Genomic DNA, 13,662 nt, shown 5'->3' on the forward strand with positions numbered 1-13,662 from the left:
AATAAACTACCCTTGCGATAACGGATAATCGACTAGTTGTTAGTTAAAATCGACAGCTTGCCCAGTGGCGACGGTTTGGGCAGCGCGCTACCCCCCTGCAAAGCCTCGGGCATAAAAAAACCTCTCCCGGTTAAAGAAGAGGTTTTCTAAAGTATAGCTTCTGGCCAGCCAGCAATGGGCCGGCAATCGGGGCCACTATGCCACGGGCACCGTTTCGCCGCCGGCCACTACGGCCAGCATATCGGCCGGGCTGAGGTAGGTGCGGGCCAGCGCCTGCAATTCGGTGGCGGTAGCCGCTTGGGTACGGCGCACTAGCTCGGGGTAGTAGTCGGGGCGCAGGCCTTGCAGCACCACGTGGCGGTACTTGTCGGCCTGCTCAAACACGGTGGCGGTTTCGCCTAGCAGCTTGCCCAGGGTGTAGTTCTTGACGGTTTCGAGCTCGTCGTCGCCCAGCAGCTCGTTCTGGAGGCGCTCCAACTCATAGGCAATTTCGTGGCGGGTAGCGTCGGCGCTTTCGCCGTTTACATCGGTGCCGATGATGAGCGCCGTGGCCAGCTCGCGGGGCACCACGCTGGCATGAATGCCGTAGGTGAAGCCCTTGTCCTCCCGAATATTCTTCATCAGCCGCGAGCCAAAGTAGCCGCCCAGCACTTTGGCCAGCAGCAGCAGCTCAGGCGTTTGGGTTTCGGTGAGGGACGGCCAGCGCCGCCCCATGCGCACGGAGGCCTGAATGCTGCCCTCCACGGCCACGGGCACCAGGCCAGTGGGGTAGTCGTCGGTTACCTCGGCGGCTGGCAGGGGGGTAGGGGTGGCGCCGGTAGCAGGCTGCCATTGGCCCAGCAACTCGGCCACCGGCCCAGCGGCGGCCGCCACATCGCCACTCAGAAAAATCTCGGCGCCGGCTGGGGCATAGGCGGCGGCGTGAAACGCGCGCAGCTCGGCCGTGGTGCGGGCGCTGAACGCGGCTTCGTCGAAGGGCCGGCCGTAGGGCGAATCGTTGCCAAACAATAGGCGGTTAAATTCCTCGCTGGCGCGGAAGCTGGTTTTGCGCCGCTCAACCTGCATATTCTGGGCGATGCGGGTTTTTAGCTGGGCCAGCTCGGCCTCCGGGAAAGTGGGCGCCGCCAGCAGCTCGTGCACCAGTGGCAGCAGGGCCGGCAGGTGCCGGGCCAGGCAGTAGAGCGTAAGCGTAGCGCGGTCGGGGCCCGCCTCACAGTCGAGCGAAGCGCCATAAAAAGCCACCTTATCGGCGATTTCGCGGGCCGTGAGCGTGGCAGTTCCCTCACTGAGCATGCGGGCCGTAAGCTGGGCCAGGCCGGGGGCCGCTTCCTGGCGCTTGCCGGCGGGCAGCACTACTTGCAGGCGCAGCACGGGCTGGGCCGTGTTGGCCAGCAGGTGCAAGCGGGCGCCGTTGGGCAAGTGGCTTACCTCGGGGGTAGGCAGGGTAATGGCAGTGAGGGGGTGGGTAGGCGGTGGCTGGAGGCGGTTGAGCACAGGAGAGAAATTACAAATTACTCGAAAAATGAGGGGGCAGGGGACCAGACTACTTGGTTAAAGCAGAACGTCATGCTGAGCTTGTTGAAGCATCTTTACCGCACCCGTTGGAGGTAGCGGTAAAGATGTTTCGACAAGCTCAGCATGACGTTCTGGTACCCGTCGTGTGCTGTGTAACTATTCAGGTAAAGCCTTAGTTCGGCAGCGTGCCTTGGGTGCCACCGGCGCCTTTCTCATCAAACGCATCGGCGAGCTTGTTGAGGTTGAAGTGCAGCGATACCCGAATGGTTTGGGCCAGTGGGTTCGAGCGGTCGTTGGGCACGATGTAGGTGCCATCGACGCCGAACACCGACAGGCGCGCGCCCAGGCCGAAGCTGAGGTACTGGCGGTTGCCGGTATGCGGGTTCTCGTAGAAATAGCCCACGCGGGCCGCAATCTTGTTGTCGTACCAGTACTCCAAGCCGCCGTGCAGGTTAATTTCCTGCATTTCGCCCTTAAAACCGCCCGGCGCATCGTGAAACGAGCTAAAAATGGCGCCCACAATGCCCTGTTGCTGCCGCTCGACGTTGATTTGATTTACCGCCGCCGAGTTGGCCGCCACGTAGGGGTCTTCGTAGTAGGGGGAGGGCACCAGCAGCTTGGTAGCGTCGAACACCAACGTGATTTTATTGTACGCATCAAGCTCGCGGGTGATGGCCGTGCCCAGGCGCAGCTGGGTGGGTAGGAAGCTTGGGTTAGTCGCGTCGGCGTAGGTCAGCTTGTTGCCCAGGTTCGAGAGTGTGGCCCCGAAAGACAGGTTGTACACGCCCGTGCCAATGGTGGCGTCCTTGGTGTAGTAAGCACCCAGGTCGGCGGCGAAAGCGCTGCCCGGCTTGGCATCGTTGCCCGAGTAGTTGCCCACCAAGTTGGAGCGCACGTAGCGCGCCGTGATGCCCACGCCGAAGTTCTCGCTCAGCTTTTGGCCGTACGAGATGGTAACCGCGTATTCTTTGGGGTTGAAGGAGCCGTTGGGCAGGTTGTTGTTGGTGCGGTAGTCAATCTGACCCAAGTCGAAGTACAACAGCGACGCCGCGATGGTCGAGCGGTCGTTGATTTTGGCGTAGCCCCCCAGATTGCTGAGGCTCATGTCGTCGGTAATGTTGCGCAGCCAGGGCGAGTACGAGGGCGAAAATGCGTACTTGTAGTTCTCAAACCCCAGCTTGCCAGGGTTATAGTACGCCGCGTTGGCATCGGGCGAGGTAGCTACGCCGGCATCGCCCAGCGCCGCACCCCGGGCATCGGGGCTGAGGGTAAGGACGGGTACCGCCGTAGTAATAGTGTGCAAGTCGGCATTAGCAACCTGCGCTAGCGCGGCCGGAGCAGCCAGCAAAAGCACAACCGGCGCAAAGGCTAGCGTACGAAGAAGGGTCATAAAAGTGGGTAAAAGTCTAACTTTTCGAGGAAATGCCGGATGAGTAATCCGCAAATAAAAACAAGGATAAATGGAGAGGTTTGAAGCCGGTGGGCTTACGAGTCGCCAACGCAACAACTAACGGGCGGATTGTGCTAATTCAACAAAACTAATTTTTCAAACTTGGTGGCCGTTTGGCCGCCGCTGGCCAGCCGAATGCTCACGCGGTACACATACACGCCGCGCGCCAACTGGTCGTCGTAGTCGTCGCGGCCATTCCAGGTGAGGGTAGGGTCTTGGGTGGTGCGGGGCACGTGGGCAGTGCTGGCGGGTACGGTGGTGCGCAGGGTTTTCACGAGGCGCCCAGCTACCGTAAATATCTGCACCTGCACGTCGAGGTCTTCGCCCGCGTGGTTTTGGTCAAAATGAAAGGTGGTGATGTTGCTAAACGGGTTCGGGTAGTTGAGCACGTGGTCGAGGGCCAACTGCTCCGACTGCGCGGCAATAAAGTCAACTGTGCCTTCTGCCGAATTATTGTACGTATCCCAGGCTTTGAGCTTGATGGTGTGCGGGCCGGGGGTAAGGCTTTTGTAGGGGTAGCGCACCCGGCCCGACATAAAATTATCCACGTCCGAGGTGTAGGAGTCGTTGACTATCACCAGCTTGGTGGGGTCGTTATCGAGCGTGGCCGTAATGTCGTGCCCAATGCCCGCGCTCGACGTATTGATGCCCGATTTATCGCTCAAATGAGCAATAAAAAGTGGGCTCAAGTCGGTGCTACCCCCCGATATGAACGTCTCGTCGGTCATGAAGAGCTGCACCGTTGGCGGCGTGGTGTCGGTGCTGGCTGTGCGCGAAGCGCCGCCTACCACAACCTGCTGGTAGCCCTGGGCATCGACACGGTTGGCGAGGTCGGCGGCGTAGAGGCTGATTTTGCCCAGCCCGGCGTTGTAGGCAATATCCTTCGGCACGATGAATTTCACACTGAAGCGCCCGGCGCGCACCGAAGCCTGGCCGCCATAAATAACGTTCTCCTGCGTTTCGACCGGCACCGGCGGCGAACCTTGGTCGCCAAGCGTCATCACGGTCACGGGCTTGTCAAAAATGGTGATGTCGGCCGTGCCGCCAAAGGCAGTGTTCAGTACGCCGCCGTTTTCGACGTGGCCGCTCAGCCGCACCTGGCCTAGGGCCTGCAAGGTATCGAGGCTGGTGGCGATGCTTTGCACGTGGCGCCCGTTGATGGAATCGAGTACCACGCGTTGGCGGGGGTAAGCCAGGCGAGTGGTAGGGTCGGCGAGCAGCGTGTAGTTGCGGTTGTTGAGGTCGCCGCCCAGCGAGTTGTTTTTAGCCGTGCTAGCGGCCAAACCTAGGAAGGGTAGGGTGCCGGTCGAATTACGGCTCAGTACCTGCGAGTAAAAGGAGTTAACTACTTCGGTGTTGAAAAACGACAGCACCACGCGCGTAGTCGTGAACAGGCCTACCGCGCCGCCCTCCGCATTGTTGGTCAGCACTTGCTCGCCCGCCGAGGTGAAGTCGGGGTTATCATAGGTGCTCAAATCGCAAGTGCCCGTAACGAGGAACGTCAGCCGGTTCTTGTTTTGCAGATTCAGCAGCGAGGCGGTCGTAATAATTTGTTCGTCGGCCAGGGCGCTGGGGCCGCCGTGGCCGGTGTAGCCAATCAGCAGCGAGCCCTGCTCCAGCGACTCGTCGATGGCCGCCATAGCTGCCGGCGAGCGTTGCCCAGCTGCCAGGCTTACCTGCGGAAACAGGTCGAGGTAGTCTTTGCGCAGGTTGTAAGCTGGCTCAGCGGCTTTGATGTTGGCCGCGAAAATCGTCTCCGACTCGGTGGCGTAGGCGCTGCCATCGCCGTCGTCGGCGGTAAGGGCAATGCGGTTGCGCCACTTGCCAAAGCTGGCCGGCTCGTCGTAGGCAATGATTTTGGCCACCACTTGCGCGGCCTGGCTGGCATCGGCGCGCTGGCCCAAAGCGGTGCGTACTGGCAAGCGTCCAATGCCAATATCAACCGACTCAAATACCACGCCCGACGACTCCAGCCACTCGCCTTCGTTGTCGTCGAGCAGGCCATAGTAGTCTTCCGATGAGTAGCTGTTTTCGCCCTCCACGTTGGCACGCGAGCCGCTCACGGGCAAAAACGATTCGCGCGACTCGTAGGTCGGTACGAAGTTTTGGTTGGCCTCGTCAAAGCGGCTCGTCGTTTTAAACGGCGCCCGGTTGGCCCACCAGGCCGGCTCCTGGCTGGCATCGTTGAAGGCTGACGACTTGTAGTCGTACGACGCGTCGCCGAACAGCAGCAAGTAGTTGCGGTGGTTTACGGGGTCGGGGTTGCGGTCGTACACCTGCTTCATCAAATCGCGGATGGCCGTCACGTCCTGCCCGCCCGAGCTGTACTCGTTATATATCTGCTTGGTAGTGACCACCGCCACGTTCAGGCCGTTGTAGTCGCGGCGGTGCTGGGCCAGTTTCTCGGCTTGCTCCCGGAAGGGGGGGTAGGTCACGATAACCAAATCTGTCTTGCCATCGCTGTTAATGGCGTGTAGGTTTTGATTCGCGATTTTGCCAAATAGCCGGGGCGCCACAAAATTGCCGGTAGGCTGCACGGCCACAAACTCGCGCAGCGAGTCGGTGTAAGCCACGAAGTTGCCGCTGGCATCGAGCGTTTGGGCCTGCGGGCGGCGCGGGTTGGTCACTTCCCACACCTGCGCACCGCTGGCGTTGGCCAGCGTGAAGGTGCCCGCCGTGCCGGCGCCGCGCTTGTAGTTGAGCGAGTTAAATTCTAGAAAAGCCCCGCTCAGGCGCAGTTGGCGCTTCACTACCAGTTCCAGGTAGTCGAGGTAGCCGGTGCCAATAGGGTCGCCGGAAGCGAAAGTGAACGTCACCTCCGGGTCGGTTCCAAAATTGGCCGGAATAAGGCTGGTGAAGGTGCGAAAGTCGTTGGTAGCTACCGTCGTAAACGAACCATTCGGAATGCCCGATAGCAACTGGGTACCGAGCGTCGTGCCATTCAGTGCCACGCTAAAGGAGCTGGCTTGCAGCGCCGTAGTGGCCACGGCCGACGTCAGGCGTAGGGTGTCGCCGGTCACGAGGTCGGCCAACGGCTGGTTGCCATCGCCGCTGAATTTAAAGTTTTTGGCCGTGCTGCCCGAGAAGGATTCGCCCAGCCAGCGGCGGCCCGAGTGCAGCACGTTCACGAGGTCGTGCTCGTAGAAGCGGCGGTCCAGAAACGTGGTAATGGCGGGCCCACTGGGCGCCACCGTCGGCGCCGCGGCCGCCGGAATGCGCCGCCCGTTGCCACCACTCACCGTCACGAAATAGTAAGCGGTGTCAGAATAAATATTATTAATATGCTTAAAGCGACCACCTTCTCCTAGAAAGCCGCTCAGCCCACCCTGCCCAAACAACGGCGCCGAAGCCGGCTGGCTGGCCCGCCAAGTATGCGGTCCTTTCGCATAAAATAGGAAGTACTCGCCCGCGTCAAACACCGCGTCGTTGTTGCCACTGAAGTAGATATTATTCTCGGCTAAGTCATCGGGGCGGGGGGTAGCGTTGGCCTGCGGCAGCAGGCCAGTAGCGTTGCCGTAAAGCTGAATTTTACGCGGGTCGAGGGTGCTCACCGGCAAGCCCAAGCTCTGGAGCGTGGCCCGGTCGAGCTTATACACGCCACTGGCGGGCACGCCAATTTTGTACCAGTCACCACTGCGCAGTATCGAGTTTTGCAAGTGTGGGCGGCCGGCGTTGGTACTTAGTAAGCTGTTGGTGCTGGATAGATTAGCGCCGCGGGCGGTAGGGGCTACCCCCCCCGTTTGGTACGCATAGCTGAACGACACCAGCCGCTCGGCTTGGCCAGTTTGCGGGTTGCGGCGCACGGGCTGCACCAGCACGTAGCTATAGGCGCGGCGGGCCTCGGTGCCAAAGCGCAGCCGCACGGGGGGGGTAGCAGGCAATGTAGCGGCCCCCAACAGCTTGGCGTCGGCGGCCGGGAAGGGCTCGTACACACCATCGCGCAAGGCGCCGGTAGCGATGGTGCCCAAGACGCGTAGCGTGTAGGTGCCCAGCACCTCATCGGGCCCGTGGGTGGCTCCGCGGAAGGTAGGCACGCGGCGCGGCTCGTCGGGGTTGGGGCCGCGCAGGGCCGCGTAAGTGGTCCAGCTAAGGGTTACGGGCACCACCGTTTCGCCGGGGCTGGTTTGAGCCTGGGCCGAGTGGCGCCAGCCCGCCACCAAAGTAGCCAGTAAAAACAGCGTCGGGAAGAAGTTTCGCATAGAATATCCGTAAATAAACGTCTAAGCCTGTGGCCTACCTCCGCTTCGCCGCCCCAACACCCGGCCGGCCGCTGCGGGTTCACCAGCGCAGCTGTTTTCCTAACTGTGCGGGCGGCCTACTTATTGCGGGCTAGTAGGGTTAGCTTCCAGCGCATCGCGGCTGCGCACCCGGCCCGGCACCGACAGCAGCACGTAGAGCAGCACCGCCAGCGGAATGCCGGCCGCGTGCAGCCAGCCTACCAGTGCCAGCGCCAATGCCACAAAAACAAACCGCCGCCGGTTGCCCGGCCACCGCAGGTTCTTGAATTTTAAGGCAAAAAGCGGCAGCTCGGCCACCAGCAGCCCCGAGAGCAGGAGCGCCAGCCCCAGCAGCAGCCACGGCTGCAAAATGAGCGAACTCAGCCCCAGGCGGTCATCTGCCAAAATGAGGGGTAGGGAGGCCACTACCAGTGTACAGGCCGGCGTAGGCAAGCCAATGAAAGAAGTCGTTTGGCGCGTGTCGTTGTTGAACTTGGCCAACCGCAGCGCCGAAAAAATACTTATCACAAACGCGGCGTACGCGAGCTGCGGCGGCCAGCTGTGGGTAGTCAAGGCCTCCGTCAGCAGCTTGCTGATGATGGCCCCCGGCACTACCCCAAACGACACCATATCGGCCAGCGAATCCAGGTCTTTGCCGATGGGCGAGGACACACGCAGGGCCCGCGCCAGCAGCCCGTCAAAAAAATCGGCCACGGCCGCCACGCCCACCAAGTAGGCCGCCGTAACTAGTTGGCCCTGAAAAATAAACGTCAGGGCCAGGCAGCCGCACAGCAGGTTGAGGCAGGTAAGGGCGTTGGGAAGGTGTCGTTTCAAGGGCTTAAAAAAAGGAATTTATCACGTCGCGCGCAGCCGGCCAAAAGCTTTCTGGTTTTTAGGCGACCGAAAAACTGCTTCCGGAAAGGCGGGCGCTTCACCACCGAAATTATCGCGCCAGAAAATGGGGTAGTCGGCTTTTTGCCCGCGGGCCGCCACGTTGCAACTTGGGTATAATCTAAGCGGCACCGGCTAGGTTGGTCAGAAAGTGGCGGGCTCTAGTGCAAAAACGGGTTCGAGCGCCGCTCGGCGCCAATGGTGGTGGCAGGGCCGTGGCCAGGATGCACCACCGTAGCATCGGGCAAGGTCAATAATTCGGTTTCGATGCTTTTGAGGAGGGTAGGGTGGTCGCCGCCCGGCAAATCGGTGCGCCCCACGCTGCCCTTAAACAGGACGTCGCCGCCAATGAGTTGGCCGCCAGCAGCGTCGTAGAGCACCACGTGGCCCGGCGCGTGGCCCGGCGCAAAGCGCACTTCCAACTTGCTTTCACCCAAGGCGATAACCTGGCCCGCGGCTAGCTCGCCCGTGGGCTCAGCTGGCTCGTAGGCCGCAAAGCCGTAAGGGCCCGCGTAGGTGGGCACGGCCCGCAGCGTGGGTAGGTCGAGGGCGTGCAGCAAGAACGGAATGCCCGGGTAAGTTTTCAGTACGAAGGCATTGCCCAGCACGTGGTCGATGTGGGCATGGGTATTAAGTAAATACTTGACGGACAACTGCTCAAGTTCAATATAGTCGCGCAGCGTCTGCTGCTCGGCCCGCGAGTAGGCGCCGGGGTCTACAATGGCCGTGGCGCGAGTTGCCTCGTCGATGAGCAGGTAGGTATTTTCGGCGAAGCCGTTGAAAGTGAAGCTGACAATGCGAAGCATAGGACAAAGGTATTAGGATGAACAGGTAATGAGCCGGCCTGCTAGCTCGGCCATACTCGGGTACGCGCACTTTATAACGTGCCACCACGGCGGCCCTACCCCCATACTTCGCCCGCGGTCCGTACTTTGCCAGCCTGCAATGAGCACTTACTCCGATTACGACTACCTGCTCCTCGGCCACGGCATAGCCGGGGCCACCTTGGCCCGCGAGCTGCGCCAGCGCGGCCACCGCGTGCTGGTCTACGACGAGCCGCGGCCCGATAGCGCCTCGCGCGTGGCGGCCGGCCTCATGAACCCCGTGGCCGGCAAGCGTTTCGCCCTCACCTGGCGGGCCCACGAAACCCTACACCCCGCCGTGGCCTACTACCGCGCGCTGGGCCAGGAGCTGGGCGAAATTTTTTTGCAGGAGGCACCCATTCTCAAGGTTTTTGGCTCGGAGCAGGAGCAGCAGCAAATGCTGGCGCGCGCCGAAGCCCAGCCCTGGGAAGGCTTCGTCGAACGCATTGACCCTACCCCCGTCGAGCGGCCGGGGCTGCTGGCCCCGCACGGCGGCGCCTGGCTGCGCGGCGGCGGGCACCTGCGCGTGGCCCCGTTGCTGGCCGCCCTGGCCCAGCAGGGTAGGGCCGAAGGCTGGCTGCGCGAAGAAACTTTTAGCTGGGAGCACCTCGTTAGCGACGCTACCGGCGTTAGCTATGCGCCGGGGCACGTGCAGGCCCGGCAGGTGGTGTGCTGCCAAGGTGCGCAAGCGCTTGATTGCCCCTATTTTGCATGGTTGCCGCTCACCCCTAATCAGGGCGCGGTGCTCGATGTGGCGGTGCCCGGCCTCAGCGCGGCACAGGTTCTCAATCGGGGAGCCTACGTGGTGCCGGGGGGGGTAGGGCAGTTTCGAGTGGGGGCTACCTACCGGTGGCCGCCCTTCGCGCCCAACCCCGGCGACACCGACCGGCGCGAGCTGGCCGAGCGCTTGGCGGCGCTCACCAGTTTGCCCTTCGAGGTGCTGGGTGAGCAGCGTGGGGTGCGGCCTGCCGTGCGCGACCGCCGCCCGCTGCTGGGCCGCCACCCGGCGCTGCCGTGGCTGAGCATCTGCGGTGGCTACGGCTCGAAGGGCGTGAGCCTGGCCCCGCGCCTAGCGGCGCTGCTGGCCGACTACCTCGACCACGGCACCTCGCTGTGGCCCGAGGCCGACGTAGCCCGCTATTACAAGCTGTATGTTGAAAGTGAAAAAGTAAGTGTCTGAAGAAAATAATCCATCAAAAATGCCGCTGATGGGCTGGTTAGCCTAGCGATATTTCAACTTTTTGCTCGATTATTCCTCACATATTCACGGCCCTGCTTCTAACTTTATCCTTCCTGATTTTACCCTGAGCTATTTGCCGTGAATTTTCTTCCCATGAACTGCCGGGCTGCTGCGGGCCCTCGGATGCTGCTACTACTGGTGCTGCTTGGTTTGGCAGCTGGTGCGCACGCCCAAACCGCACAGGAGCCCTTCGGGCGGGTCCGCACGCAGTACAAGAAATTTAACTGGGAAGAATATTCGACCCAGAATTTCAACGTGTACTTCTACGCTGGGGGCCAGGCCAGTGCCCGCCGCACGGCCGAATACGCCGAGCAGGAGTTGCAGCGCATCACGGCGCTGGTGGGGTACTTCCCCTACTCCAAAACCACGCTCATGCTCTACAATTCGGTGGGCGACTTGCGGCAGAGCAACATTGGCCTACCCTCGGCCAATGCTATGACGGGCGGCGAGGCCCAGCTTTCGCGCCAAACCAAAGTGGAGGTGGCGTATACGGGCCGCCAAACCGACTTTAAGCGCGAGCTGAGCTACCAGATAACCCAGGTGCTGCTCAATGATATGATGTACGGCGGCTCGCTGCGCGAGGTGCTGCAAAGCAACTACCTGCTGCAACTGCCCGACTGGTTTATCAGTGGCGCGTCGGCGTATGCGGCCGAGGGCTGGAGCGTGGACATGGATGCCTACATGCGCGACATGACGCGGCAGTACCCAACTGGCAATAAAACGTCGCAATTCTTTGTGCGCAACTCGCGGCTGGCGGGCCACAGCATCTGGAACTACATTGCCGAGCGCTACGGCTACGGCACGGTACAGAACGTGTTGAACCTCACGCGCATCACCCGCGATGTGGAGGTGGGCATATCGTCGTCGCTGAACGTGCCGTTCAAGGTTTTTCTGCGCGACTGGGTTAATTATTACCGCACCATCAATACGGGCTCGTCGCTGGCTGCGCTCACTACCCCCGCCGACAACGCCCGCCTGAGCAGCCGCAACCGGCGCGGGCTCGACCTGTTTTCGCAGCCCGTATTCAGCCCCGACGGCCAGCACCTGGCCTACGCCGTAAATGACCAAGGCCGCTACCGCGTGGTGGTGACCGACCGCGCCGGTGGGCACCGCCGCACCATTTTGCACGGCGGCTACCGCAGCCCCGACCAGCAGCTCGAAACCCGCCTGCCCGTGCTGGCGTGGCGCGGCAACTCACAGCTGGCCGTGGCCGAGCAGGTGCAGGGTAAAATGGCGCTGCGCCTACGCGACGCCACCAGCCTCGACTTGGCGGGCCGCCTGCGCCGCACGCTGCACCTGCGCCAGCCACCCACCATCTTCGCCCCCTACGACCAGGTGCTCGACATGAACTACTCGGCCGATGGCAAATCGTTGGTGTTCACGGCGGTGCAAAATGGCCAGAACGATTTGTACCTATTGCGAGCTGGTAGCCGCCAGCCCGAAAAGCTGACCAACGACTTGTTCGACGACCAGCAGGCGGTGTTTTTGCCCGGTGGCCAGGGCATCGTATTTAGCTCGAACCGCTACCTCGACTCGCTGGGGCAAACGCGGCCGGCTACGTTCCCCAACGTGGTCAATAACTACGACTTATTCCTCTACCATCTCGATGGTCGGGCGCAGCCAGTGCAGATGCTGGTGAGCACCATCTCGAATGAAACCCGGCCCCGGCCGATTTCCGACGACGAGATTCTGTACCTGGGCGAGGAGAGCGGCGTACGTAGCCTCTACCGCTACTCGCGCCAAACCGGCCAGCACCAGGCGGTGAGCAATTTCAATACGAACATTCAGGACTTTGACTTTTACCCGGCTTCGGGCTCCCTGGCCTTCGTGCCACAGGTGCAAGCCCGCGACCTGCTCTACCTCTACCCCAAGTTCGAGCTGCCCACTAACCTGACGGTAGGTAAAACGGCCCGTCAGCGCATCTTGGAGTCGCGCTCGCAACCGGCTCCGGCGCCCGTGCGGCCCGCTCCTGCCCCAACTGCCTCAACTGCCGGCACCACTGCGCCCGATGGCACAGCGCCTGCGGCCACAGTTCCGGCCACTACTACCCCCGCCGCTACCCCGGCGGCTACTGCTGCGCCGGTGGGCCCTACGCGCCGCGCCGCCAATGCGCCGGTTAATACGGGCAACTACCAATTTGATGAGGATGAGGACGTGGCTCCGGTGCGGCCCCGGCGCAATGCCCGCCCCACTACGGCCGCTACTACCCCCGCCCGCCCAGGCATAACGAATGTGGCCGGCCCATACCGCTACGACACGCGCTTTATGGCCGACAACTTGGTGACGGGTATTGCCGTGGACCCGCTGCTGGGCTTTGGGGTGTCGTTGCAAGCTAACTTATCGGATGCCTTTGAAAATCACCGCATTCAGGCGGGTATTTTTGGGCAGCTCGACTTGCGCACTAGCAACATCAACATTTCGTACACCAACCTCACCCAGCGTTTCGACTGGAGTATTGCTTACCAAAAGCAAGCGTACTTCTTCGACATTGATGGCTCGGGGCAGCTGACGCGCTATGGCCGCCATGCCGTGGCTCCTACCATCGCCTACCCCCTCACCCATAATATTAGCCTGCGCGGTGGCCCTCGCTATGATAATATCTCGCGTACGCTCACTGGCAGCCCATCAACCGAGCAAGACACGAACCTCAACTACTTGGGCTACAACGCCGAGCTGGTGTTTGATAACTCGCGCGCCACGGGCATTAACATGCTACTGGGTACGCGCATGAAGGCGGGCATCTTGCAAATGAACCAGCTCAATAACAGCGCTGGCAATTTCGGCAAGCTGTACGTGGACTTGCGCCACTACCAAAAAATCCATCGCCAACTGGTGTGGGCTAACCGCGTGAGCTACGGGCATTTCTTTGGCAATAGCCAGCAGACGTTCCGCATCGGCGGCATGGACAACTGGATTGGCCAAAACTACACCGACCAGCGCCTGCTGGTGCCCACCGGCCAGGCTTCGGCCGACCCTACCTCGGTGTTCTACCAGCAGTTTGTGACCAACCTGCGGGGCTTCGACCTAAGCAAGCGCACAGGTTCGAGCTACGTGCTGCTCAACAGCGAATTGCGCCTGCCCATCGTGCAGTACCTGGCGCATCGGCCCATTTACTCGGGCTTCTTCCGCAACCTGCAACTGATTGGCTTCGTGGATGCAGGCACTGCTTACTCAGGCTCCAACCCTTTTGGCGAGGATAACTCGAACAACACGGTGCGCTTTGGCGGCAACGGCAACATCTTTTCGGGCACGGTCACTAATTTCAGCAACCCCATTTTAGTGGGCTACGGCGCGGGCATCCGCAGCACGGTGCTGGGCTTTTACCTGAAATACGACATTGCCTGGAGCCAGGAAAACTACGTGACCAATGGGCCGAAACACTACTTCACCCTGGGCCACGATTTTTAAGTTCTCCCACTTCGGCCTACCCCCCGCTAGCGAGCTGCGTAGCTGCTAAACCTAAAGCCCCAGCCACCCTGGCCGGGG

The 13,662-nt window shown here is 61.5% G+C and carries 7 protein-coding genes; 2 read left to right on the forward strand and 5 right to left on the reverse strand.

Annotated elements, in window-relative coordinates; genetic code table 11:
* Positions 1-195 precede the first annotated feature (195 nt).
* The 5 genes from GO988_RS11090 to GO988_RS11110 form a co-directional block, all read right to left on the reverse strand.
* Complete coding sequence (locus GO988_RS11090; RefSeq protein WP_157565195.1) at positions 196-1,494, reverse strand: M16 family metallopeptidase; 1,299 nt, start codon at positions 1,492-1,494, stop codon at positions 196-198.
* Positions 1,495-1,687: 193 nt separating this feature from the next.
* Positions 1,688-2,905, reverse strand: a complete 1,218-nt coding sequence (gene porV, locus GO988_RS11095) for a type IX secretion system outer membrane channel protein PorV (RefSeq protein ID WP_157565197.1) — start codon at positions 2,903-2,905, stop codon at positions 1,688-1,690.
* Between the two features lie 134 nt (positions 2,906-3,039).
* Positions 3,040-7,164 carry a type IX secretion system sortase PorU gene (porU, locus tag GO988_RS11100; protein ID WP_157565199.1) on the reverse strand — a complete coding sequence of 1,375 codons (4,125 nt, stop codon included), beginning with the start codon at positions 7,162-7,164 and terminating at the stop codon, positions 3,040-3,042.
* Between the two features lie 120 nt (positions 7,165-7,284).
* Entirely contained in the window at positions 7,285-8,016 is a 732-nt protein-coding gene (locus tag GO988_RS11105; protein ID WP_157565201.1) for a CDP-alcohol phosphatidyltransferase family protein, read from the reverse strand.
* A 218-nt stretch (positions 8,017-8,234) separates the two neighbouring features.
* A complete protein-coding gene (locus tag GO988_RS11110; RefSeq protein ID WP_157565202.1) occupies positions 8,235-8,879 on the reverse strand; it encodes an MBL fold metallo-hydrolase in 645 nt (214 codons plus the stop codon).
* Positions 8,880-9,018: 139 nt separating this feature from the next.
* Between GO988_RS11110 and GO988_RS11115 the strand changes: the two genes are divergently transcribed.
* A complete protein-coding gene (locus tag GO988_RS11115; RefSeq protein WP_198172639.1) occupies positions 9,019-10,116 on the forward strand; it encodes an NAD(P)/FAD-dependent oxidoreductase in 1,098 nt (365 codons plus the stop codon).
* A gap of 138 nt (positions 10,117-10,254) precedes the next feature.
* Entirely contained in the window at positions 10,255-13,584 is a 3,330-nt protein-coding gene (locus GO988_RS11120) for a TolB-like translocation protein (RefSeq protein ID WP_157565205.1), read from the forward strand.
* Positions 13,585-13,662 lie beyond the last annotated feature (78 nt).

It is taken from the genome of Hymenobacter ginkgonis (assembly GCF_009755225.1).
Lineage (GTDB): Bacteria > Bacteroidota > Bacteroidia > Cytophagales > Hymenobacteraceae > Hymenobacter > Hymenobacter ginkgonis.

Coding starts and splice junctions, on each gene's coding strand:
- porU (WP_157565199.1), bottom strand. CDS start 7,164: ATGCGAAACTTCTTCCCGACGCTGTTTTTACTGGCTACTTTGGTGGCG.
- porV (WP_157565197.1), bottom strand. CDS start 2,905: ATGACCCTTCTTCGTACGCTAGCCTTTGCGCCGGTTGTGCTTTTGCTG.
- GO988_RS11115 (WP_198172639.1), top strand. CDS start 9,019: ATGAGCACTTACTCCGATTACGACTACCTGCTCCTCGGCCACGGCATA.
- GO988_RS11110 (WP_157565202.1), bottom strand. CDS start 8,879: ATGCTTCGCATTGTCAGCTTCACTTTCAACGGCTTCGCCGAAAATACC.